Source organism: Streptomyces broussonetiae (assembly GCF_009796285.1).
GTDB lineage: Bacteria > Actinomycetota > Actinomycetes > Streptomycetales > Streptomycetaceae > Streptomyces > Streptomyces broussonetiae.
The window spans coordinates 2,009,794-2,031,009 of record NZ_CP047020.1 but is presented as its reverse complement, the minus strand read 5'-3'; the positions used below and the strand labels follow the sequence as shown (position 1 = coordinate 2,031,009).

Annotated in this window: 25 protein-coding genes; 15 read left to right on the top strand and 10 right to left on the bottom strand. The window is 72.2% G+C overall.

Going from position 1 to position 21,216, the window contains the following annotated elements; genetic code table 11:
• Nucleotides 1-6 precede the first annotated feature (6 nt).
• Nucleotides 7-606 carry a hypothetical protein gene (locus GQF42_RS09355; RefSeq protein ID WP_158919182.1) on the bottom strand — a complete coding sequence of 200 codons (600 nt, stop codon included), beginning with the start codon at nucleotides 604-606 and terminating at the stop codon, nucleotides 7-9.
• A gap of 571 nt (nucleotides 607-1,177) precedes the next feature.
• Here GQF42_RS09355 and GQF42_RS09350 point away from each other — a divergent pair.
• Together GQF42_RS09350 and GQF42_RS09345 are read left to right on the top strand one after the other, a co-directional pair.
• Entirely contained in the window at nucleotides 1,178-2,695 is a 1,518-nt protein-coding gene (locus tag GQF42_RS09350; protein ID WP_158919181.1) for a glutamate--cysteine ligase, read from the top strand.
• 92 nt (nucleotides 2,696-2,787) lie between these two features.
• Nucleotides 2,788-3,588 carry a CPBP family intramembrane glutamic endopeptidase gene (locus tag GQF42_RS09345; RefSeq protein ID WP_158929964.1) on the top strand — a complete coding sequence of 267 codons (801 nt, stop codon included), beginning with the start codon at nucleotides 2,788-2,790 and terminating at the stop codon, nucleotides 3,586-3,588.
• An 8-nt stretch (nucleotides 3,589-3,596) separates the two neighbouring features.
• Here the strand turns inward: GQF42_RS09345 and GQF42_RS09340 are convergent, their stop codons facing one another.
• Together GQF42_RS09340 and GQF42_RS09335 are read right to left on the bottom strand one after the other, a co-directional pair.
• Entirely contained in the window at nucleotides 3,597-4,409 is an 813-nt protein-coding gene (locus tag GQF42_RS09340; RefSeq protein WP_158919180.1) for a PhzF family phenazine biosynthesis protein, read from the bottom strand.
• Nucleotides 4,410-4,453: 44 nt separating this feature from the next.
• The gene (locus GQF42_RS09335; protein WP_158919179.1) at nucleotides 4,454-4,918 is read right to left on the bottom strand and encodes a hypothetical protein; all 465 of its coding nucleotides are present in this window, start codon (nucleotides 4,916-4,918) and stop codon (nucleotides 4,454-4,456) included.
• A 93-nt stretch (nucleotides 4,919-5,011) separates the two neighbouring features.
• Between GQF42_RS09335 and GQF42_RS09330 the strand changes: the two genes are divergently transcribed.
• On the top strand, nucleotides 5,012-5,395 hold the full coding sequence (locus tag GQF42_RS09330; RefSeq protein ID WP_158919178.1) for a MerR family transcriptional regulator: 384 nt from the start codon (nucleotides 5,012-5,014) through the stop codon (nucleotides 5,393-5,395).
• Nucleotides 5,396-5,667: 272 nt separating this feature from the next.
• The gene (locus GQF42_RS09325) at nucleotides 5,668-6,525 is read left to right on the top strand and encodes an SDR family oxidoreductase (protein ID WP_158919177.1); all 858 of its coding nucleotides are present in this window, start codon (nucleotides 5,668-5,670) and stop codon (nucleotides 6,523-6,525) included.
• 174 nt (nucleotides 6,526-6,699) lie between these two features.
• Here GQF42_RS09325 and GQF42_RS09320 read toward each other — a convergent pair whose 3' ends face one another.
• Both GQF42_RS09320 and GQF42_RS44855 read right to left on the bottom strand, forming a co-directional pair.
• Nucleotides 6,700-6,903 carry a hypothetical protein gene (locus tag GQF42_RS09320; RefSeq protein WP_199272623.1) on the bottom strand — a complete coding sequence of 68 codons (204 nt, stop codon included), beginning with the start codon at nucleotides 6,901-6,903 and terminating at the stop codon, nucleotides 6,700-6,702.
• Complete coding sequence (locus GQF42_RS44855; RefSeq protein WP_199272622.1) at nucleotides 6,887-7,132, bottom strand: hypothetical protein; 246 nt, start codon at nucleotides 7,130-7,132, stop codon at nucleotides 6,887-6,889. The genes GQF42_RS09320 and GQF42_RS44855 overlap by 17 nt, the downstream gene beginning before the upstream one ends.
• Nucleotides 7,133-7,737: 605 nt before the next feature.
• On the opposite strand from GQF42_RS44855, the gene GQF42_RS09315 reads away from it, so the two are divergent.
• On the top strand, nucleotides 7,738-8,364 hold the full coding sequence (locus GQF42_RS09315) for a PadR family transcriptional regulator (protein WP_158919176.1): 627 nt from the start codon (nucleotides 7,738-7,740) through the stop codon (nucleotides 8,362-8,364).
• A gap of 79 nt (nucleotides 8,365-8,443) precedes the next feature.
• Here GQF42_RS09315 and GQF42_RS09310 read toward each other — a convergent pair whose 3' ends face one another.
• Entirely contained in the window at nucleotides 8,444-8,872 is a 429-nt protein-coding gene (locus tag GQF42_RS09310) for a type II toxin-antitoxin system Rv0910 family toxin (RefSeq protein ID WP_158919175.1), read from the bottom strand.
• A gap of 358 nt (nucleotides 8,873-9,230) precedes the next feature.
• Between GQF42_RS09310 and GQF42_RS09305 the strand changes: the two genes are divergently transcribed.
• The 3 genes from GQF42_RS09305 to GQF42_RS09295 all read left to right on the top strand — a co-directional run bounded on the left by GQF42_RS09305 (nucleotide 9,231) and on the right by GQF42_RS09295 (nucleotide 11,985).
• Complete coding sequence (locus tag GQF42_RS09305; RefSeq protein ID WP_233273308.1) at nucleotides 9,231-9,779, top strand: Clp protease N-terminal domain-containing protein; 549 nt, start codon at nucleotides 9,231-9,233, stop codon at nucleotides 9,777-9,779.
• A gap of 69 nt (nucleotides 9,780-9,848) precedes the next feature.
• On the top strand, nucleotides 9,849-10,853 hold the full coding sequence (locus GQF42_RS09300; protein ID WP_158919174.1) for an EamA family transporter: 1,005 nt from the start codon (nucleotides 9,849-9,851) through the stop codon (nucleotides 10,851-10,853).
• A 187-nt stretch (nucleotides 10,854-11,040) separates the two neighbouring features.
• Complete coding sequence (locus GQF42_RS09295) at nucleotides 11,041-11,985, top strand: DMT family transporter (protein ID WP_158919173.1); 945 nt, start codon at nucleotides 11,041-11,043, stop codon at nucleotides 11,983-11,985.
• A 34-nt stretch (nucleotides 11,986-12,019) separates the two neighbouring features.
• Here the strand turns inward: GQF42_RS09295 and GQF42_RS09290 are convergent, their stop codons facing one another.
• Complete coding sequence (locus tag GQF42_RS09290) at nucleotides 12,020-12,700, bottom strand: pyridoxamine 5'-phosphate oxidase family protein (protein WP_158919172.1); 681 nt, start codon at nucleotides 12,698-12,700, stop codon at nucleotides 12,020-12,022.
• Nucleotides 12,701-12,792: 92 nt separating this feature from the next.
• Between GQF42_RS09290 and GQF42_RS09285 the strand changes: the two genes are divergently transcribed.
• Nucleotides 12,793-14,124 carry an aminotransferase class I/II-fold pyridoxal phosphate-dependent enzyme gene (locus GQF42_RS09285; protein WP_158919171.1) on the top strand — a complete coding sequence of 444 codons (1,332 nt, stop codon included), beginning with the start codon at nucleotides 12,793-12,795 and terminating at the stop codon, nucleotides 14,122-14,124.
• Nucleotides 14,125-14,349: 225 nt separating this feature from the next.
• On the opposite strand, the gene GQF42_RS09280 is transcribed toward GQF42_RS09285, so the two are convergent.
• A complete protein-coding gene (locus GQF42_RS09280) occupies nucleotides 14,350-15,294 on the bottom strand; it encodes a DMT family transporter (RefSeq protein ID WP_199272621.1) in 945 nt (314 codons plus the stop codon).
• A gap of 74 nt (nucleotides 15,295-15,368) precedes the next feature.
• Between GQF42_RS09280 and GQF42_RS09275 the strand changes: the two genes are divergently transcribed.
• A complete protein-coding gene (locus tag GQF42_RS09275; protein ID WP_158919169.1) occupies nucleotides 15,369-16,271 on the top strand; it encodes a LysR family transcriptional regulator in 903 nt (300 codons plus the stop codon).
• Between the two features lie 3 nt (nucleotides 16,272-16,274).
• On the opposite strand, the gene GQF42_RS09270 is transcribed toward GQF42_RS09275, so the two are convergent.
• Nucleotides 16,275-16,745 carry a pyridoxamine 5'-phosphate oxidase family protein gene (locus GQF42_RS09270; protein ID WP_158919168.1) on the bottom strand — a complete coding sequence of 157 codons (471 nt, stop codon included), beginning with the start codon at nucleotides 16,743-16,745 and terminating at the stop codon, nucleotides 16,275-16,277.
• An 83-nt stretch (nucleotides 16,746-16,828) separates the two neighbouring features.
• Here GQF42_RS09270 and GQF42_RS09265 point away from each other — a divergent pair, with 83 nt between their 5' ends.
• Nucleotides 16,829-17,473, top strand: coding sequence for a cysteine hydrolase (locus GQF42_RS09265; protein ID WP_158919167.1), 645 nt, complete (start codon nucleotides 16,829-16,831; stop codon nucleotides 17,471-17,473).
• A 6-nt stretch (nucleotides 17,474-17,479) separates the two neighbouring features.
• Here GQF42_RS09265 and GQF42_RS09260 read toward each other — a convergent pair whose 3' ends face one another.
• The gene (locus GQF42_RS09260) at nucleotides 17,480-18,037 is read right to left on the bottom strand and encodes a Rieske (2Fe-2S) protein (RefSeq protein ID WP_158919166.1); all 558 of its coding nucleotides are present in this window, start codon (nucleotides 18,035-18,037) and stop codon (nucleotides 17,480-17,482) included.
• A gap of 183 nt (nucleotides 18,038-18,220) precedes the next feature.
• Here GQF42_RS09260 and GQF42_RS09255 point away from each other — a divergent pair, with 183 nt between their 5' ends.
• The 4 genes from GQF42_RS09255 to GQF42_RS09240 all read left to right on the top strand — a co-directional run bounded on the left by GQF42_RS09255 (nucleotide 18,221) and on the right by GQF42_RS09240 (nucleotide 21,134).
• A complete protein-coding gene (locus tag GQF42_RS09255; protein WP_158919165.1) occupies nucleotides 18,221-18,997 on the top strand; it encodes a HipA family kinase in 777 nt (258 codons plus the stop codon).
• A complete protein-coding gene (locus GQF42_RS09250; protein ID WP_158919164.1) occupies nucleotides 18,994-19,443 on the top strand; it encodes a DUF3037 domain-containing protein in 450 nt (149 codons plus the stop codon). The genes GQF42_RS09255 and GQF42_RS09250 overlap by 4 nt, the downstream gene beginning before the upstream one ends.
• A 147-nt stretch (nucleotides 19,444-19,590) precedes the next feature.
• Nucleotides 19,591-20,352, top strand: a complete 762-nt coding sequence (fabG, locus tag GQF42_RS09245) for a 3-oxoacyl-ACP reductase FabG (RefSeq protein WP_158919163.1) — start codon at nucleotides 19,591-19,593, stop codon at nucleotides 20,350-20,352.
• 20 nt (nucleotides 20,353-20,372) lie between these two features.
• Entirely contained in the window at nucleotides 20,373-21,134 is a 762-nt protein-coding gene (locus tag GQF42_RS09240) for an SDR family oxidoreductase (RefSeq protein ID WP_158919162.1), read from the top strand.
• Nucleotides 21,135-21,216: the final 82 nt, after the last annotated feature.

The following is a 21,216-nucleotide window of genomic DNA, read 5'->3' as shown; positions in this document are numbered from 1 at the left end:
GTTCGGTCAGGCGGGTGAGCGGAGCACCGGGGGGCCGAGCAGCGGCAGCGGGGTCGCCCGATGGGTCAGCACCGGCAGCAGCTCGGCGACCCGGAACGGTCGGTGCGTGGGTATGCCGGGCGGCGCCGGGGCCAGCGGCACGAGCAGGTCGGTGCCGGCCGGATGCCCCTCGGCGCCGTCGGCCGTGGTGTCGCCGTGCAGCCACAGCGTGAGCATGTACAGCCCGGGCACGGACAACAGCCGTGCCTGGTACGGCTGTTGCAGGGCCTCGGCCTGGTCCAGGGCGCGCTCGGTGGAGGGGACGTACGGGCCCTCGAAGAAGTGCGAGAAGGCCCAGCCGTCCGGGGTGAGCATGGTGTCGGCCGCGGCCACCGCCTTCTCGCCACAACGGATCAGAAAGCGCCAGCCGGCCAGCCGGGTCGCGGACAGGCCCTGCGGGGTGATCCGCTCCAGCACATGGACGGGCAGCGGGAGTTCGGGTGTTGCCGGGCCCTGCGCGGCGCGCAGGGAGGGAGTGCGGGCCTCGCGGACCGCGGTGGGGGAACCGAGGGCGGCGAGGACGGAGCGCAGGGCGGGCGCGGGGGCAGGGGGCAACTGCAGCGGCATGTGGGTCGCCTCTCTCATTCGACAGGCGCGGCGGCGCGGGGAGGGTGGGGCGGACGGCGCTGTCTGCTCACGGAAAGGCCGGAAGGGTGGTGGCCCGGGTCGGTGAACATGGGTGCGGCTCGGTCTGCCTCCCGTGACCGCGACGGCAGGAACATGGCAGGAACCACGACCGAGGGCGTCAACCTTCTGCCTTGTGGGCGAAGTTTATACGACGCCTGTTCGGCCGTTGTTTCGTCTATCCCATTTCGATGACTCGCGCAAGACGTCAATGCGCCGTCGATTTGCGGGACTTCTCCCGATTCCCGTACCGGTGCCGTACTGCTGACCTCGGAATACGCACCGGTAGCGGTCGGCCGAATGTCGTCGGCGTTTTTCACGAGATGTGCCGGGTACCCGGACGTACGGGTTGCCGCATGCCCAGTGAAAATGCCTCTGGGAACAATCCGACAGAGTAGCGTGCACCGGGTCCGCGCGGGGCGTTATCGATCGCTTCCGCTGGGCATCATCCCCCCTGCACCCGGGAGCCCGGCGGCCGTCACGTCGGTCCGCCCAGCCGAGGAGGGACACTTCGATGGGGGAGAAGGTCGTGGCGGGGCAGTTCGACCTGTCCGATCGCCAGCGCTATCGCGAAAAGCTCCAGAAGTGCCTGACGGGACTGGAGCGGCTGCTGGTCGAGAAGAGATTCGACCGTCCCAAGAACCTCATGGGGGTCGAGATCGAATTGAATCTCGCCGGTCGTGACGGTATGCCGAAAATGTTGAACGGACAGGTACTGGAGCGCATCGCGAGTCGTGATTTCCAAACAGAACTCGCCATGTTCAACCTGGAAGTGAACATTGCCCCACACCGCTTGGGCGGCCGGGTATTCGACCGGCTCGCCGAGGAACTGCGCACCTCGCTCGCGTACGCCGACCGCAAAGCGCGAGAGGTGGACGCCGGCATCGTCATGATCGGCATCCTGCCCACGCTCGGCCCGGACGACCTGGTCTCCGCCAACCTCTCCGAGGTCGACCGCTACACCCTGCTCAACGACCAGATCGTGGCCGCACGCGGGGAGGACTTCCGGCTCGACATCAAGGGCGTGGAGCACCTCGTACGGACCGCCAAGTCGATCGTCCCCGAGGCCGCCTGCACCTCCGTACAGCTGCATCTCCAGGTCACTCCGGCCCGCTTCGCCGACGTCTGGAACGCGGCGCAGGTGGCGTGCGCCGCGCAGATCGCCGTCGGCGCCAACTCGCCCTTCCTGTTCGGGCACGAGCTGTGGCGTGAGTCCCGGCCGCCGCTGTTCCTGCAGTCCACCGACACCCGCCCGCCCGAACTCCAGGCGCAGGGCGTACGGCCGCGCACCTGGTTCGGCGAGCGGTGGATCGGCTCCGCCCACGACCTGTTCGCCGAGAACCTGCGCTTCTTCCCGGCCCTGCTGCCGATCTGCGACGACGAGGAGCCGCTGGCGGTCCTCGACGCCGGAGGCACGCCCACACTCGCCGAACTCGTGCTGCACAACGGCACGATCTACCGCTGGAACCGGCCGGTGTACGGCATCGCGGACGGCGTACCGCACCTCAGGGTGGAGAACCGGGTGCTGCCGGCCGGGCCGACCGTCACCGACGTGATCGCCAACGCGGCCTTCTACTACGGCGTGGTCCGCGCCCTCGCGGAGGAGTCCCGGCCGGTGTGGACCCGGCTGCCGTTCGCCGCGGCCGAGGCCAACTTCGACGCCGCGTGCCGGTTCGGCATCGACGCGCGCTTCGCATGGCCCCGCCGGGGACGCCACGGCGGCACGGGCGAGGTGGACGCGGTCACCCTGGTACGCGACGAACTGCTGCCGCTCGCCTCGGCCGGCCTGGACGCGTGGGGCGTGGAGGCCGCCGACCGGGACCTCTACCTGGGTGTCATCGAGGAGCGCTGCCGACGCCGGGTGAACGGGGCGTCCTGGCAGGCGGCCACCTTCCACCGGGCCCTCGAGCAGGGGCTGGGCCGCGAGGCCGCTCTCGCCTCGACCACGCGCCGCTACGCCGAGCTGATGCACGCGGGGGAGCCGGTGCACATGTGGCCGGTGGGGCTGCCGGAGCCGGTGCCGCTGGGGTGAGGGGCGGGTAGTACAGGTCTCACATCTGCTTCTGCGATCCTTGCCAGGCGACAGGTGGGCCGGGTGGGCCCGTGAGCCGGCGGGAGGCAGGGGTGCAGGTGGAGGCTGATTCGGTGGCCGAGTCCGGGGCGCGGCAGCGCGACCCGAGGCGGATCCTGCGGGACGAGACGCTGCTCGTCCTCGGGCTCTCGCTGGGAGCGAGCGGTGTCTCCGCGCTGATCAGCTTTGTCGGCTCGGTGACCAAGCCGGGCGGCCTGAAGGACCAGGCGGCCACCATGAACGCCTCGGCCGCCCCGGGCCGCCCCTGGCTGGACCTCGCCTGGCAGCTCTTCGGTATCGCGTCCGCCCTGGTCCCCGTGGCCCTGGTCGCCCACCTCCTGCTGCGCGAGGGCGGGAGCCTGCGCACGCTGGGCTTCGACCGCACCAGGCCGTGGCCCGACCTGGCCCGGGGCGCCGGGATCGCGGCGGTGATCGGCAGCACCGGCATCGCCTTCTACCTGGCCGCCCGCGGCCTCGGCTTCAATCTCACGGTCGTCCCCGAGGCGCTGCCGGGCGTGTGGTGGAAGTACCCCGTGCTGATCCTCTCCGCCGTGCAGAACGCCGTACTCGAAGAGGTCATCGTCGTCGGCTATCTGCTGCGCAGGCTGGGCCAGTTGGGCTGGACGCCGGGGACCGCACTGGTGGCCAGCGCGGTCCTGCGCGGTTCGTACCACCTCTACCAGGGCGTCGGCGGCTTCCTCGGCAACATGGTGATGGGCGTGGTGTTCGTGTACCTGTACCGCCGCTGGGGCCGGGTCGGCCCCCTGGTCGTCGCGCACTCGCTGCTCGACATCGGCGCGTTCGTCGGCTACGCCCTCCTCGCGGGCAAGGTGGGCTGGCTGCCGACGGCCTGACCGCGCCGTCAGGCGTGCAGCTCACCCTCGATGACCGTGACCGCGCGGCCGGTGAGCAGCGTACGGTCGCCGCGCAGACCGGTGCGGACCAGGCCGGTGCGGCGCGAGGCCTGGAGCCCGGTGAGGTCGTCGCGGCCGAGCCGGGCGGACCAGTGCGGGGCGAGCGCGGTGTGGGCGGAGCCGGTGACCGGGTCCTCGTCGATACCGACGTTCGGGAAGAAGCAGCGGGAGACGAAGTCGTAGCCGCGGGCGGGGTCCTCGGCGCGGGCGGTGGCGATGATGCCCCGCGAGGAGTGGACACCCAGGGACCTGTGGTCCGGGGCGAGGCCGAGGACGGTCTTCTCGTCGGCCATTTCCACCAGCAGGTCACCTACGTTCGCGCCGGTGTCGAAGGCGGCGACGGGTTCGGCGCCCAGCGCCTCGCCGACCCCGGCCGGGACCTCGACCCGGGTCAGCGGGGCGGTGGGGAAGCCGAGGGTGATCGAGCCGTCCACGGCGGGTGTGGCGAGGAGCACCCCGCTGCGGGTGGCGAACCGCACCGGGCCCTCGTGGGCGCCGGTGGTGTGCAGGACGTGGGCCGTGGCGAGCGTGGCGTGCCCGCACATGGCGACCTCGGTGACGGGCGTGAACCAGCGCAGCGCCCAGTCCGCCTCGCCGCCCTCGGGCAGCCGGTGCGCGAACGCGGTCTCGGCGTGGTTGACCTCCATCGCGACGTTCTGGAGCCAGTCGTCGTCAGGGAAGGCGTCGTCCAGCAGCAGTACTCCGGCCGGGTTGCCGGCGAAGGGGCGGTCGGTGAAGGCGTCCACGATTCGAATACGCATGGCCCGACGTTAGCGACCGCACCGGTCACCGGCCCAAGGCCAATTCACCAACCCTGGCCCGATTCCCGTACGCCCCGGCCCGCCTCGCCCACGGCGGCGGCCCTTGCCCGCGCCCACGGGGCGAGCTGGGCGACGCCGAACGACACCTCCAGCACCAGGAACGGCCACAGCACCCCCGGCCCGCCGTGTGCCAGCGCGTACGCCTGCCACAGCGCGAACAGCACGCGGGCGACACCGTCGAGGAGACCGTGCAGCGGCAGTGGCCGTACGACCCGCAGCACGGACCAGACCACCACGACCGAGCCCATCAGGTTGGCGTACAGCGTCTGTATCGGGGTGAGCGCGGGCATGGCGCCGAGCCCGGCCGCCTCGCCTCCGGCCGACAGCAGCCGGTGCACCAGCGCATACGTCCACGGGGTCGCGAAGCCGGCCGTGACGATCAGGTCGTACCAGCCGCTTGCGCGGACGAGGCGCAGATAGGCGGGGTGGGAGGGGGCGACAGGGGGCATCCGGGGACTCCTCGGCAGGGCTCGTTCGGGCGCCGCCCACGCTAAACAGCGGAGTACGCTCCAAGGTCAAGCCGACCTAGGGCAGGGGGAGTCGTGCGCATCGGAGAACTGGCCGCGCGAACAGGAGTGTCCAAGGACACCCTGCGCTTCTACGAGAAGATCGGCCTGCTCGAGGGCGACCGGCTGCCCAACGGCTACCGCGACTTCCCGCCGGAGACGGTGACCTGGCTGCACTACGTCCGCACCGCGCAGGCGCTCGGCTTCACCCTGGCCGAGATCGGCCGGCACTTCGAGGAACTGCGGGACGCGCCGGACAGCGCCGAGGCGCTGTCCGCCCTGTTCGAGGAGAAGATCCGGGTCATCGACGCACGCATGGACGAACTGGCCGCAATCCGCTCGGACCTCGCCGCCCGCGTCGGCACCGGCTGCCCCTTGCGGGTGGCGAACAAGGCCGGCCTGACCAACGCCGGTGCGTGAGGGCGCAGGCCGCTCGGTTCGCCGGGGGGGCCACGCCCGCGGCGCGGGCAGTGCTACGGTTCCGACAGGCGAAGTGCGGCGTCGGAACGCTTCGCCAGTCACTGCGGTGGCCCTGTGGCGCGAGTACCGGAACGCATCCGGTCGAGGTTGAGCGCCCTGTGGCACCGCGTTGCACATCAGCCGGGCTGTGACCGGCTCCTGGCCGTCTCGCGGATCGCCGACGTGCCTGTGCTCACCCTCGCCGGGGCTGATCTTGCGAGAGGAAGCACATCATGACCATTTTGGTCATCGGAGCCCGAGGCGGCGTCGGCCGCCACGTCGTCGAGCAACTGCTCGCTGTCGGCGAACCGGTTCGTGCCTCGGTGCGCGACCCGCGGGCTCGAGCCGACCTGCCGGCCGCGGCCGACGTCGTGACCGCCGACCTCACCCGTCCCGACACGCTGCGCCGAGCACTCGACGGCGTGCGCAGGGTATTTCTCTACGCCCCGTCGGCCGGCGCCGAGGGCTTTGCCGCGGTGGCCGCCGAGGCGGGTCTCGAACGCGTCGTGCTGCTCTCCTCCGGCAGTGTTCTGCTGCCGGGCATGGAGCGCAACGCGATCGCTCAGGAGCATCGTGCGGTCGAGGACGTGCTGTCAGCCGCCGGCCTGCCCTGGGTGCCGGTGCGGCCCCTGGTCCTGGCAAGCAACAGCCTGCGCTGGGCGGAGTCGATCAGGTCGAGCGGCACGGTGCGGCTGGTCCACTGCGACGCCGTCACGGCGCCGGTCCACGAACGCGACGTCGCCGCCGTCGCGGTCACGGCACTGGGCGTCGGCGCCGAGGACGCGGTGGCGCCCGATCCGTCGAGCGCGGCCGTGCTGACGGGACCCGAACTGATCTCGCAGCGCCGCCAGGTGGAACAGATCGGGCAGGCGATCGGCAGGACTCTGCGTATCGAGGAACTCTCCCCGGACCAGGCCCGTGAGCACTACGGTCGCTTTTCCGACCCGGCCACCGTGGAGGCGATCCTGCAGTTCCTCGCCCTGGCCGCGACCGGCGGGTCGCCGTGTACGCCGACCGTACGGCGTGTGCTGGGCAGGCCCGGCCACACCTTCGAGCAGTGGGCCCGCGACCACGCAGCGGACTTCGGCTGAGGATCCACGGCGGTGCTCGGCCCGGTGGCCCTGCGCCGGGTGCGGTGCAGCGGTCGACTTCGCTGTCACCAACCGGCTCGCCAGGGCCGGGCCCGCGAAAAACGGGGCCGCCCGGGCCGACTGTACGTCGGTCCGGGCGGCCCGCCGGGCTTCACGGGTTCAGGGGGCACGGGTTCAGGGGTTCACCACGCTCCAGCGCTCGGCCAGGATGCCGTTGCACGGGGCGAGGCCGACGCTGCCGTGGTCGGCGTCGGGGGCCAGGAGACAGAGGTGCTTGGCCTCGTTGCGGTAGCGGATGGTGCCGTCCGCGTAAGTCTCGGCAAGCCAGCGCTGGCCGGCGGCGTCGACGCCGCGCGCGTCGTCACACGTCCGCAGCATGGCGGAAGTCCGGCGGCGCGGGCGGCCCGGAGCCGGCCTCCTGCAGCGCCACCACCGGGGCCTGCCTGGCCAGCCGCGCGATCTCCGAGCGCCACCGAGAGCCGTTGTCGGAGCCGCGCATGTTGTAGGTGGCGAACGGCGAACTGCCGTCACCGCTCGCGGCGTGCGCGGGCGCGGCGGTCAACGGAACGGTCAGCAGGGCCGCCACCGCGCTCAGGACGGCGAGCATGGCGGTGATCCACCGCCGCGACCGTAATCGCGTCCTCGCGGTCCGCAAGGTCCCGAGGGTCCGTGGACGGTTGTCTCCACTCAACGATCAAGCCTCTCCCGTCGGTCCTCCCGCCCGGCGGCGCGGGGGGACTGCCAAGGCCGCCGACTCCTCGTGGTGGCACCGTGCTGCCGTACCGGCAGCGCGGCGGGACCGGGGCCGCCCCCGATCCGCCGTCCAGCGGGTGGTGCACGGAGCGTCGAACGAGCGGTCGCCGGCCGGCGGTCACAGGAGACGGAAGATCGCGCTCACGTGGTCAGGGCCCCACCGATATCCGGCCCCTCCCCCCGCACCCCGCGTCCCGTGCCGGCTCTCGGGCCACTGGCCAGTGCGCATGGAATCGTGAAGTTCGAACATGCGCTCGTCAGTGCGACCCGGAGCCGCGACCCCGGATCGTCCCGGGGAAGGGGGCAAGGGGGGCGGTGTGGCGGCGGCCTTCCCGGGTACGAGGGCGGGTCCGCTCGGAAAGGGGATTGTCATGCGATCGGTTCCGATATATCGTTGAGGCATCGCGAACGATACGCGATGCAGACGTGACAGATCATCGATGGAATGGAGTGATGGAGATGCGCAGCCACGGATACGAGCATGGACACCGCCACGAGGGCCACGGTCGCCCCGGCATGGGCGGCTTCGAGGGCCGTCGGGCCGCCTTCGGCCCCTTCGGTCCGGGTGGCCCGGGCTTCGGCCCGGGCGGGCCCGGCTTCGGCCCCGGTCCCTGGGGTCCCCGGGGGCGTGGCGGCCCGAGGGGCCGGGCCCGGCGCGGTGACGTACGGGCCTCGATCCTGGCCCTGCTCAAGGACCGGCCCATGCACGGCTACGAGATGATCCAGGAGATCGCCGAACGCAGCGGCGGCGCGTGGAAGCCCAGCCCCGGCTCGGTCTACCCCACGCTCCAGCTGCTGGAGGACGAGGGCCTGATCACCAGTGAGAGTGAGGGCGGCAAGAAGCTGTTCAACCTCACCGAGAGTGGGCGGGCCGCCGCCGACGGGGGCCCGGACGCCCCCTGGGAGGAGGCCTCGCGCGGGGTCGACTGGGAGGCTCTCGGCGAGATCCGCCAGGCCGGCTTCGGGCTGATGGAGGCCTTCGGGCAGGTCTGGAAGACCGGCAGCAAGGAGCAGCGCGAGAAGGCTCTGGCCGTCATCAACGACGCCCGCAAGAAGCTGTACCTGATCCTCGCCGACGAGCACTGACGAGGACCGGTGGGGCCTCCCCGCCGTGCGCAAGGCGCCCCGTGGACCGTCCACGGGGCGCCTTGCGCGTGTCCGTCCGTCAGGTCACCAGCCCGGCCAGCCTGCGCAGCGACTCGCTCAGCGCGGCCGTCGCCGAGTCCTTGAGCTTGCCCGCCATGATGGAGACGGCGGCACCCGTGAACTCGCCGTCGATGCGGACCGTGGTGGCATCGCCCTCCGGGGTGAGGGTGTAGCGCGTGGCGACGTTCACGGCCATGGGTCCCTTGCCGCGAATCGCGAACGCCCGGGCGGGCTCCAGTTCCTCGATGGTCCACTCGACCTCCGCCGGAAAGCCCATCAGCTTCATGTTCTCCTGAAAGGTCCCGCCCACCGCCAGGGTCTCCGGGCCGCCCTTGGGGAAGCTGGTGTGGGTCGCGTTCCACTCCCCGTACGCCGACCAGTCGGTGAGTTTCGCCCATACCTTCTCGGCCGGTGCCTGGATCCGTGCCTCGGCGCTGACTTCGGCCATGCGACCACCCCTTCGTGTCGGGCTACGGTGTCGCGGAACGTAGCTGCAGGGGCCGTAATGTTCAATACTGATGAACAGTCAGGAATGCTTCGGCCCGCCGCACGTGCGCGGTCGCGCCGTGGTTGCGTTCAGGGCGCACGGTGGGGCGACGCGCGCCCCTCGGTTCGGGGGGCGGGATCTGCGCCCTGTCGGCCGGATCTCCTCCGTAAGGATGAGATTCCGATCGGCGATGTCCACTCTGTGTGGGACGCGAAGATGGTTCCGCTCGCGGATGACTCGTGTCGGTGGGGCTGATGGGGTAGGGGCTGTGCAACCCCGTACTACCCGCGGCACCTCCCATGGCGAGGCGGTTCCGCACATGGATGACGATGCCGCGCTCGGCGCCGAGCTGGCAGCGATGGTCGCCGGTGCCCGCCGGAGGGCTGTGCGGGACGGGGACCGGCAGATCGACACCGCCCATCTGCTGCACTCGCTCCTGGAGCACGACCCGGAGTCCCGGGCCGCCGTCGGCGATCCCCAGCGGCTCGCCCGGCTGCTCGGCTACCTCGTGCAGCGCAGCATCGGCTACGGACTGCGCTGGCAGGGCAGCGTGGAGGACTCCGGCGCGATCGCCCTCGTACCCGCCCCGGCCGGTCCTGCCGGGCCGGACACCAGGGACGCCCCCGGCTGGTCGCCCGCCGCGGCCACTGCCATGGCCGGGGCCCGCGAGTACGCCCGGCGACGGGGCGGGCCCCGTGTCGTCGGCACCGACCTGCTCGCCGCCCTCACCGCGGATCCGGGCTCCCGGGCCGTGGAGGTCCTGGAACGCGCCGGCATCCCCGCCCGCGGCCTCAACTCCCGCATCCTCGACGCGCGTACGGAGACCGGCGCCGAGGAGTACGCCGGCGGCAGCGGGGCGAGCTGCTGACGGCCCGCCCGTCCATCCGCTGAGACAGGTGCCAAAGGGCGTGACGGTCATGTCGCCGCCTGTCATCATGTGCCGGTGCATATGTCTGAGAGCAGCCAAGGCAGTCGCGGCAAGGGCGCCGGACTTGGTCTCGCGCTCGCGTCGGCGCTCGCCTTCGGCGGGTCCGGAGTGGCCGCGAAACCGCTGATCGAGGCGGGACTCGACCCGCTGCACGTGGTGTGGCTGCGGGCGACCGGCGCCGCTGTGGTCATGCTGCCGCTAGCCGTACGGCACCGGTACCTGCTGCGTCGCCGTCCGGCACTGCTCGCCGGGTTCGGGCTGCTCGGGGTCGCCGGTGTCCAGGCCTGCTATTTCGCTGCCCTCTCCCGCATCCCGGTGGGCGTGGCCCTGCTGATCGAGTACCTGGCTCCGGCCCTGGTGCTGGGCTGGGTGCGGTTCGTACAGCGGCGGCCGGTCTCCCGCGCCGCCGCGCTCGGCGTGGTCCTCGCGGCCGGCGGCCTCTCCTGTGTCGTCGAGGTCTGGTCGGGGCTCAGCTTCGACGTCCTCGGCCTGCTGCTCGCCCTGTGCGCCGCCTGCTGCCAGGTCGGCTACTTCGTCCTCGCCGACCAGGGCAGCGACGCGGGCGAAGAGGCACCGGATCCCCTCGGAGTCATCGCCTACGGCCTGATCGTCGGCTCCGCCGTCCTGACCGTGGTGGCCCGCCCCTGGAACCTGCACTGGTCGGTGCTGACCGGCTCCGCGCATCTGAACGGCGCCACCGTGCCCGCCGTAGTCCTGCTGGCCTGGATCGTGCTGATCGCCACGGTCGTCGCGTACGTCACCGGCGTGCTCTCGGTGCGGCGGCTGTCTCCGCAGGTCGCCGGTGTCGTCGCCTGCCTGGAGGCGGTCGTCGCGACCGTGCTGGCCTGGGTGCTGCTCGGCGAGCACCTGTCGGCACCGCAGATCGCCGGCGGCGCGATCGTCCTGGTCGGCGCGTTCATCGCCCAGTCCGCAACCCCCGCCAAGGGCTCCGCCGAGCCGGTGGCCTCGGGCGGTCCGGAACGGCAGTTGTCCGTACCCGGGACCTCCGCCTAAGGTGCTGGTCATGCCGTCCACGCTCGTTCTTCCGCCCCCGGCCGCCTGAGGCGGGCCTCCGGGACACCCGCCCGGCGCGACTGCGCCGGGCCGGACGGTGCTGCCCGCAGATGAAGTCCGCGCGCCCCGCTCCCGCGGGTCGCTCTCGAACTTCCGCACCCATCGGTGCGTTTCTGCGGAGATTCTCTTGTCGAACGCTGTTTCTGGCCTGCCCGTCGGGCGCGGCCTGCTCTATCTGATCGTCACCGGTGCCACCTGGGGTACCGCGGGCGCCGCCGCCTCCCTGGTCTACCGGGCCAGCGACATGGGCGCCCTCAGCCTCTCCTTCTGGCGCTGTGCGGTGGGGCTCGTCCTGCTGCTGGCCGGCCGCGGGCTGCGCCCACGCCCGCGCCGGGCCGCGACGGAACCGCTGCCGCGCCGTGCGGCACGGGCCCTCGCCACCGGCCTGGGGCTGGCCGTGTTCCAGACCGCCTACTTCGGGGCCGTGGAGTCGACCGGGCTTGCCGTGGCCACGGTCATCACCCTCGGCGCGGGCCCTGTCCTGATCGCGCTCGGCGCACGGCTGCTGCTCCGGGAGCGGCTCGGCGCCGGCGGTTTCCTGTCGGTTGCGGGGGCGCTCGCCGGGCTGGCCGTGCTGACCTTCGGCGGCTCGGCCGCCACCGTCCGTCCCGCGGGCGTGCTGCTGGCACTGCTGTCGGCCGCCGGCTACGGAGTCATGACCCTGCTGACCCGCTGGTGGGGGAGGAGCGGCGGTGCCGACGCCTCCGACACCACCGTCTGGGCCTTCGCGGTGACCAGCCTGTGCCTGCTGCCCTTCGCCCTGCACGAGGGGCTGCTGCCGCACACCGCCCACCCGGCCCGGCTGCTGTGGCTCCTGCTCTACATCGCCGCCGTGCCCACGGCTCTCGCCTACGCCCTGTATTTCGCGGGAGCGGCCGTCGTACGGTCGGCCACCGTCTCCGTGATCATGCTGTTGGAGCCGGTGACCGCGGCCGTGCTCGCCGTCGTGCTGCTCGGCGAACGGCTCACGGCGGCCACCACGGCCGGCACCCTGCTGATGCTCGTCGCGGTCGCGGGCCTGGCGGTGAGCGAGGCCCGCGGAGCCGGCCGCGAGGCACCGGTCCCGGTGTGACCGACCGACCGCGGTGGCGCGGTGCCGGACCGCCCTACGACTTCGTGAGGTAGTCCGGCAGCTCGATGCCGGGGGCCAGGTCGGCGTTGCGGACCGGGGTGTCGTAGCCCTTGCGGAGCGGAACGACCCCGGCCCAGTGCGGCAGGGACAGGTCCTCGGGCTCGTCGTTCGCGCCGCCGGTGCGGAGCTTGGCCGAGACCTCGTCCAGGTCCAGGCGGATCACCGCCGTGGCGGCCAGCTCCTTCTTGTTCGCGGGCCGGGAGTCGGCGGCGCGGCCCGGTACGACGTGGTCCACCAGCGCGTCGAGGGCCAGCCGCCGCTCCTCGGGGTCGGTGACCTCGTGCGCGACGCCGTGCACCACGACCGATCGGTAGTTGATGGAGTGGTGGAAGGCGGAGCGGGCCAGCACCAGCCCGTCCACATGGGTGACCGTCAGACACACCGGCAGGCCCGGGTCGGCCTTGCCGGTCATCCGCAGCGGACGCGAACCGGTGGACCCGTGGACGTAGAGCCGCTCGCCGACCCGGCCGTACAGCGTCGGCAGCACCACCGGGGCGCCGTCGCGCACGAAGCCGAGGTGGCAGACGTACCCCTCGTCGAGTATCGCGTGCACCAGCTCCTTGTCGTACGACGCCCGGTCGGCGGAGCGGGTGGGCACGGTGCGGTCGGTCGGGGTGTAGGCGGCGGCCTGGGATCCCTCGGTCGTCCCCTGCATGACGGTCCCTCCATGGCGAGCAATGACTTGCAATGACCAGCAACAGTGAGCCGTGTCGCGAGGGTGCATTGCACTAGTGCATAATGTCTTTTGTGCTAGGAGAGTATCCCATCGAAGGGCGCGGTGCAGCAGAGATCGCGGCCAGCGTCGAGCGCGCGGTCGGCGCGGGTGAGCTGCAGCCGGGGCAATCCCTGCCCCCCATGCGGGAGTTGGCGGTCCGGCTGGGGGTGAACCCCAACACGGTCGCGGCTGCCTATCGCACCCTGCGCGAGCGCGGGGTGATCGAGACGGCCGGCCGCCGGGGCAGCCGTGTCCGGTCCAAGCCGGCGACCACCGCGCGTGAGGAACTGCGCGTGGAGATCCCGGTGGGAGGCCGCGACCTGGCGACCGGCAACCCCGATCCGGCCCTGCTGCCCCCGCTCGCGCCGGTCCTCGCCGCGGCGGCGGAGGAGGGCGAGCGGCGGCCCGTCCGCTACGGCGACGACCCCGTCGACGCGGACCTTGTCCGCCTGGCCCGCGCCGACCTCGACGCCGACGGCGTCCCCGCGGGCCCGCTGGCCGTGACGTCCGGCTCCCTCGACGCCATCGAGCGCGTCCTCACCGCACATCTCAGGCCGGGCGACGCCGTGGCCGTCGAGGACCCCGGCTGGGGCAGCGTGCTCGACCTGGTCCCCGCGCTGGGCCTGCGCACGCTCCCGGTGGGCGTGGACGACGACGGGCCACACGTGGACGGCCTGCGCCGCGCCCTGGAGGCCGGGGCCCGGGCCCTGATCGTCACCGACCGCGCCCAGAACCCGACCGGGGCCTCGGTGAGCGCGACGCGCGCGCGTGCCCTGCGCGCGGTCCTGCGCGACCATCCCGGGACCCTGCTGATCGAGGACGACCACGGCCACGGCATCGTCGACCTCCCGCTGCATCCCCTGGCGGGGGTCACGCACCACTGGGCCGTGGTCCGCTCCGTCTCCAAGGCCTACGGCCCCGACCTGCGCGTGGCCGTCCTCACCGGCGACCCGGTCACCGTCGACCGGGTGCGCGGCCGGCAGAGTCTGGGGCCGGGCTGGGTGAGCCTGTTGCTGCAACGGACTGTGGCGGGGCTGTGGCGGGAGGGCGCGGTGGACCGGGCGGCGGTGGCGCGGTCGTACGGGGCGCGCCGGGACGCGCTGCTCGAGGCTCTGGCGGAGCGCGGGGTCGTCGGCCATGGCCGCAGCGGTATGAATGTCTGGATCCCGGTCCCCGACGAGACGGGCGCGGTGGCCCGCCTCGTCCAGTCGGGCTGGGCGGTCGCCCCGGGCGCCCGTTTCCGCCTGAACAGCCCCCCGGCGATCCGCATCACGGTCTCCCTGCTCACCGAGCAGGACGTCGGCCCCCTGGCCGAGGCGGTGGCGGCGGCAGTGCGGCCGTCACCGGCTCGCGTCTATGGCTGAGAGCCACCGTCGAGCAGTGCGGGATTGCATCGATGCACGGTGCCGCCGCGGCCGCCGCGCGGCCGTCCCCTTCACCTGCGTGAGGCCGGGTGAGGGCGACGGGGCCATGCGCTGCCCTTGCGTGCGCGTCGGGTGGGTGCCGCGGGGTCATGGGCCGTGCCTTGCCGGCGCGAGGTGAGTACCGTGCGGCCCTTCCGCTGCACCCGGGGCGGCGCCGCGTGAGCGCTACGCGGCCTTGCGTCGCGCCTGTGTCAGTGCGGCTCCGGCCAGCACGATCACTGCTCCCACCGGTGTGGTCCAGCGCAGCGACTCCCCGAGGATCGCCACGCCGGCGGCGGTGGCGATGACCGGGATGAAGTACGTGACCATCTGTGCGGTCGTCGGACCGACCTCCGCGACCAGCCCGTACTGGATCAGCACCGCGAGCCCGGTCCCCAGTGCCCCGAGCGCGGCGATCGCCAGCAGCGGCACCGGCGAGAAATGGGAAGGGAACCCGGCGAACAGCGGTGTCACAACGGCCAGTTGCAGCGACGCCAGCAGCAACTGTGCCCCGGTCATCGACAGATGGGAGTTGCCCGACCCGGCGAGCGTGCGGCGGACGTAGATCCACCCCACCGGATAGCTCAGCGAAGCCAGCAGCGCCATCGCCGTACCCGTGGCGTCCAGCCCGTGGAAGCCCTGCCACACGCCCAGCACGGTCAGCACCCCGAGGAAGCCGAGGCCGAGTCCGGCCACGCGGACCCTGGTCGGCCGGTCCTCGGACAGGGCGACCAGCGACAGGGCCATGCCCCACAGAGGAGAGGTGGCGTTGCAGATGCCGGCCAGCGTGGACGGGATCGTCAGCTCGGAGTAGGCGAAGAGCGAGAACGGCAGGGCGTTCAGGAAGAACGCGGCGACGGCCATGTGCCCCCACAGCCGGGCCCCGCGCGGCAGCCGCTCCCGTTTGACCGCCATCGCGGCGGCCAGTACCGCCGTACCGAACACCAGGCGCCCGAGGGTGACCTGGAAGGGCGCGTATCCGTCCGTGCCCACCTTGATCAACAGGAAGCTGAAGCCCCAGATCAGCGACAGTGCGCCGAAGCGGAGCCGCCAGTCGAGGCGGGCCCGGGGGCGGGCGGGGGCGGGGGCGGGGGTGGGGGACTGGGTCCGGGGAGTGGCGACCGTGCTCATGACCTCAACGATGCTGAAAACAATGTCGTAGGACAATCGAGTTTTCTCGCATGGTACCTCGTAGAATTGCTTACATGTTGAACCTGGAGCGCCTGCGCACCCTGGACGCCCTCGCCCGGCACGGCTCGGTCAGCGGCGCCGCGGACGCGCTGCATGTGACCACGTCCGCCGTCTCCCAGCAGCTGGGCAAGCTCGAGCGGGAGATCGGCCAGCAACTCCTCGCCAAGAACGGCCGGGGCGTACGGCTGACGGACGCCGGCCGGCTGTTGTCGGAGCACGCGGCGCGGATCCTCTCCCAGGTCGAACTCGCCGAGTCCGACCTGGAGGCGCACCGCGGGCAGGTCGTGGGCGAACTGCGGCTGGCGGCCTTCCCGACCGCCGCCCGCGGGCTCTTCCCGGCCGCGCTCGGCGCGCTGCGCGGCCGGCACCCGGGGCTGCGCGTGCGCTCCAGCGAGCTGGAGCCGGAGCAGGGCATCGCCGGGGTCGTCCGCGGCGACCTCGATCTCGCGGTGGTCCTGGACTGGTACAACAAGCCGATGCCGGTGCCCGACGGCCTGGTCAAGGCACCCCTGCTGGACGACCCGGCCGATGTCGCCCTGCCCGCCGGGCACCGGCTGGCCGACCGGGACGAGGTGGACCTCACCGAGTTCGCCGAGGACGAGTGGATCACCTGGGGCGAGGGCGAGTTCTGCCACGAGTGGCTCATGTTCACGCTGCGGTCCAAGGGCATCGAGCCGATCGTCGGCCACCGCGCCAGCGAGACCCACACCCAACTCGGCCTGGTCGCCTCCGGGTTGGGTGTGTGCATCGCCCCGCTGCTGGGCCGCCACCCGGTGCCCGAGGGCGTGGTCATGATCCCGCTCAGCCAGCGCGCCCGCCGTCATGTGTACGTCGTCTGGCGGGCGGACGCCGACCGCAGGCCCTCGATCCGCGCGGCCGTCGAGGCCCTGCGCACGGCGGCACGGTCGCTGGACTGAGCCCTACGCGCCGCCCAGCTTGCGGAAGTCCCAGGACACGGTCTTCTCCGGGGTGAGCCGTGCCCAGGCGTGCCGGCCGTCGTGGGGCATCTCGTCCAGGCCGAAGTTCTTCCGTGCGAACAGCGTCTCGGCCGTGTCGAGTTCGGCGCACAGCTCACCGGTGCGCGGTACCTCGCCCACGAACTCCACCCGGCCGGACAGCTCGACCCCGCACAACTGGTCGTACTCCTCGCCCGAGTCGACCACGACCGCCACCCGCGGATCGCGGCGCAGCTGCGCCCAACGCCTGCTGCGCACCACCGAGTACAGCCACAGCGAGGTGCCGTCCCAGGCGAACCACAGCGCGCTGACGTGTGGTGCGCCGTCCGCCGAGACGGTCGCCACCCGGCAGGTGCGCTGCGTGGTCAGGAACGCGTCCAGCTCACCGGGCGTCATCATGATCTTTCTGCCCCGGCGCTGCTCGGTCACGGTCATGCGGCCCCCTCTTCTCCCACGTGGTGTCGGCGAACTATCGTGTCCCGTGATCCTCTGACATCTCGTCAGAAAAGGAAATGGGTATGCCGTCGCATGCACAGCTCAGCGAACTCCTCGACCCCGCGAGCACCGTCCTGCTCACCGTGGAGTGCCAGCAGGGGGTCGTCGGCCCGGACAGCGCGCTGCCCGAACTCGCCCGCGCGGCCCGCTCCTCCGGTGCCCTGCGCAATGTCGCCCGGCTGGTCTGCGCCGCACACGGGAGCGGGGTCCAGGTGATCCACGCGATCGCCGAGCGCCGTCCGGACGGCCGGGGCGCGAGCCGCAACGCCCGCCTGTTCCGGGCCGCCGAACGGCTCCCGGTACGGCAGCTGGCCGGCAGCACCGCCGTCCGCGTCGCCCCGCCGATCGAGGTCGCCGAGGAGGACCTCGTGGTACGGCGGCTGCACGGGCTGTCCCCGATCCACGGCACCGGCGTCGACGCCCTGCTGCGCAATCTGGGCTGCCGCACGCTGATCGTCACCGGGGTCTCCGCCAACGTGGCGATACCCAACGCGGTGTTCGACGCCGTCAACCTCGGCTACACCGCCGTGGTCCCGGCCGACGCCATCGCGGGGGTGCCCGCCGACTACACCCCCGCGATGATCCGCCACACCCTCGCGCTGGTCGCCACGGTCGCGACCACCGACGAGGTGCTCGGCTGCCTCACGCGTCCGCGCGGGCGCGACTGAGGCGGCTCAGGCCAGTGCGATGTCCTCACCGGAGACGGTGATCTTCTCGGCGGCCAGCGGCTGGGTCGCGGGACCCTGCTTCACACTGCCGTCCACGACGGAGAAGTGGCTGTTGTGACACGGGCAGACGATCACGCCGCCCGACACGCTGCCCACCGCGCACCCCTGGTGGGTGCACTTGGCCGAGAACGCCTTGAACTGCCCTGCCGTCGGCTGTGTCACGACCACGCCCTGGTCCTTGAAGATCTTGCCGCCGCCCTCGGGGATGTCGGAGGTCTTGGCGAGCGCGGCGCCGCCCCCGTTCTGCGATGCTCCGTTCGACGCGGTGGCGCCGCCGGAGCCACCGGACCCGGTGGTACCCGTCGAGCCGGAGGAACCGGAGGCACCGGAGCCGGAGTTGACGGTGTCGGACGCGTTGTTGTCACCCGAACCGCAGGCGGTCAGCGCGGCGGCTAGACCCGCCGCTCCGGCCGCCGTCACGACGGTACGGCGGGCCGGTCCCGTGCCTCCTGGCTCGCGCGCAGCCGAGAGAGAGGGGGAGGGCCGGTGCGATGCGCTGCTCATGGGGGGCTTCCCTTCCGCGGAGCTTCTCGTGATCCGTCCAGGGGTACGGCGCTCGGGCACCGCCCGTTCAGACGGGCACCCAGATCCTTGCCGCCGCGGCATGAGACGGCTGTAAGCCAGAGCTGTCGGACTCCTGTCGGCCCATCCCGCAAGGCACCGGCCCCACCCCAGTAACCTGGGGCGATGCTCAAGGAAGTCACCGCGACCCGCTACATCACGCCGCTGCGTGAGGGCGGCTCGCTGCCGGGGCTCGTCGAGGCCGACGACTTCGGGACGTATGTCATGAAGTTCACCGGCGCCGGACAGGGCCGCAAGACCCTGGTCGCCGAGGTGGTGTGCGGCGAACTCGCCCGGCGCCTGGGATTCCGGATGCCCCGGCTGGCCACCCTCCGCCTCGACCCGGTCCTCGGACTCGGCGAGCCCGAGCAGCAGGTGCAGGAGCTGCTCAGGTCCAGCGGCGGCACCAACCTCGGCATGGACTTCCTCTCCGGCGCGCTCGGCTACGACCCGCTCGCCTTCCCGGTGAGCCCCGAGGAGGCCGGCCGGATCGTCTGGTTCGACGCGCTGATCAACAACGTGGACCGCTCCTGGCGCAATCCGAACCTTCTGGTGCACCGCGGCGAGCTGTGGCTCATCGACCACGGCGCGACCATGATCTGGCACCACAACTGGCCCTCCGTCGAGGCGTCCGCGGCCCGCCCCTACGACGCCTCGGACCACGCCCTCGCCCGTTTCGCCCCGGACGTCACCGCCGCCGCGGCCGACCTCGCGCCCCGGGTCACCGAGGACCTGCTGGCCGAGGTCACCGCCGAGGTCCCCGAAGCCTGGCTCGCCGACGAGCCCGGCTTCGCCACCCCGGACGAACTGCGCCGGGCCTACGCGCGGCCCCTGCTCGCGCGGGCCGCCGTCGTCGCCGAGCGCATCACCGGCATCGGCACCGGCTCGAAGGAGGGCAAGTGAGCGAGACCCACATCCACATGGCCGGACATGTCGTCGAGCGGCACATCACCCGGGCCGGCCAGGGCGGCGACCGGGACGTGTTCGAGTACGCGCTGCTGCGGGTCGTCCCCCGCGTGGAGCGCGGCGAGTGCATCAACGCGGGCGTGCTCGTCTACAGCCGCGCCCATGCCTACGTCGGTGCCCGCACCCACCTGGACGAGACCCGGCTGCTGGCCCTGGATCCGGAGGCCGACGTGGTCGGGATCCGGGCCGCGCTCGAGGCGATCGAGCGCCACTGCGCGGGTGGCGAGGAGGCCGGGCAGGCGGCCCGTGACGACGCAGGGCGCCGCTTCCGCTGGCTGATCGCGCCCCGTTCCACCGTCGTCCAGCCCGGTCCCGTGCACACCGGTCTGACCACCGATCCGGCGGCTGAGACGGAGCGCTTGCTCGACCTCCTGGTGAGGTAATGGATCACACCGGCCGGGTGTGCCGTTGACACCGGGTGCCAGGGCTTCTAGCGTCACGTGTGCTGAAGGTACTAAGCGGTCGCTCACCGCATGAGGGGCTCTCCCGGCGAGAGCCCCGCCAGGTTCTCTCAAGGGCGAGGAGAAGCAATGTCCACCACTGAACAGCGGGTCGCGGTCGTCACCGGCGCGGCGCGCGGCATCGGCGCAGCCACCGCCGTACGGCTGGCCGCCGAGGGCCGCGCGGTCGCCGTGATCGACCTCGACGAGGCCGCCTGCAAGGACACGGTCGAGAAGATCACCGCCGCGGGCGGCAAGGCGATCGCGGTCGGCGCGGACGTCTCCGACGAGGCGCAGGTCGAGGCGGCCGTCGCCCGGATCGTCGCGGAGCTGGGCGCCCCGACGATCCTGGTCAACAACGCGGGCGTGCTCCGGGACAACCTGCTGTTCAAGATGAGCGTCTCCGACTGGGACACCGTCATGAACGTGCACCTGCGCGGCTCCTTCCTGATGACCAAGGCCGTCCAGCAGCACATGGTCGAGGCGGGCTTCGGCCGCGTGGTCAACCTCTCCTCGTCCTCGGCGCTCGGCAACCGCGGCCAGGTCAACTACTCCGCCGCCAAGGCCGGCCTGCAGGGCTTCACCAAGACCCTCGCGATCGAGCTGGGCAAGTTCGGCATCACCGCCAACGCCGTCGCCCCCGGCTTCATCGCCACCGAGATGACCAAGGCCACCGCCGACCGCGTCAAGATGGACTTCGACGACTTCAAGAAGGCCGCCGCGACCGCGATCCCGGTGCAGCGCGTCGGCGAGCCCGAGGACATCGCCAACGCCATCGCCTTCTTCACCGGCGAGGCCGCCGGCTTTGTCTCCGGCCAGGTGCTGTACGTCGCCGGCGGACCGCTCGACTAGGGATTCTGGGGAACACCGACATGACTGAACTCCCGGAGCTGTCCGGCAGGGTCGCCCTCGTCACCGGCGCGAGCCGCGGCATCGGCTACGGCGTCGCCGAGGCGCTGGTCGCCCGCGGCGACCGCGTGTGCATCACCGGCCGGGGCGAGGACGCCCTCAAGGAGGCCGTCGAGAAGCTCGGCGCCGAGCGGGTCATCGGCGTCGCCGGCAAGGCCCACGACCTCGGCCACCAGACCGAGGCCGTCGAGCGCACCATGGAGGCCTTCGGCCGCCTCGACCACCTGATCAACAACGCGGGCACCAACCCGGTGTTCGGGCCCATCGCGGACCTCGACCTGAACGTCGCCCGCAAGGTCTTCGAGACCAACGTGGTCTCCGCGCTCGGCTTCGCCCAGAAGACCTGGCACGCCTGGCAGAAGGACAACGGCGGCGCGATCGTCAACATCGCCTCGGTCGCGGGCCTCGCGCCCTCGCCGTTCATCGGCGCCTACGGCGTCAGCAAGGCCGCGATGATCAACCTGACCCAGCAGCTCGCGCACGAGTTCGCGCCGAAGGTGCGGGTCAACGCCATCGCCCCGGCCGTGGTCAAGACCAAGTTCGCGCAGGCCCTGTACGAGGGCCGGGAGGAGGAGGCGGCCGCCGCCTACCCGCTCGCACGACTCGGCGTGCCCTCCGACATCGGAGGGGCCGCGGCCTTCCTCACCTCCGCGCAGTCCGACTGGATCACCGGCCAGACGCTCGTCGTGGACGGCGGCATCTTCCTCAACGCCGGCGTGAGTTGAGCCACCGTTCCGGGCGCCGATTTTCGGACACTGCGGCGCCCGGAACACCGGATGAAATCCGCACAGCGAACTGACAACGTCG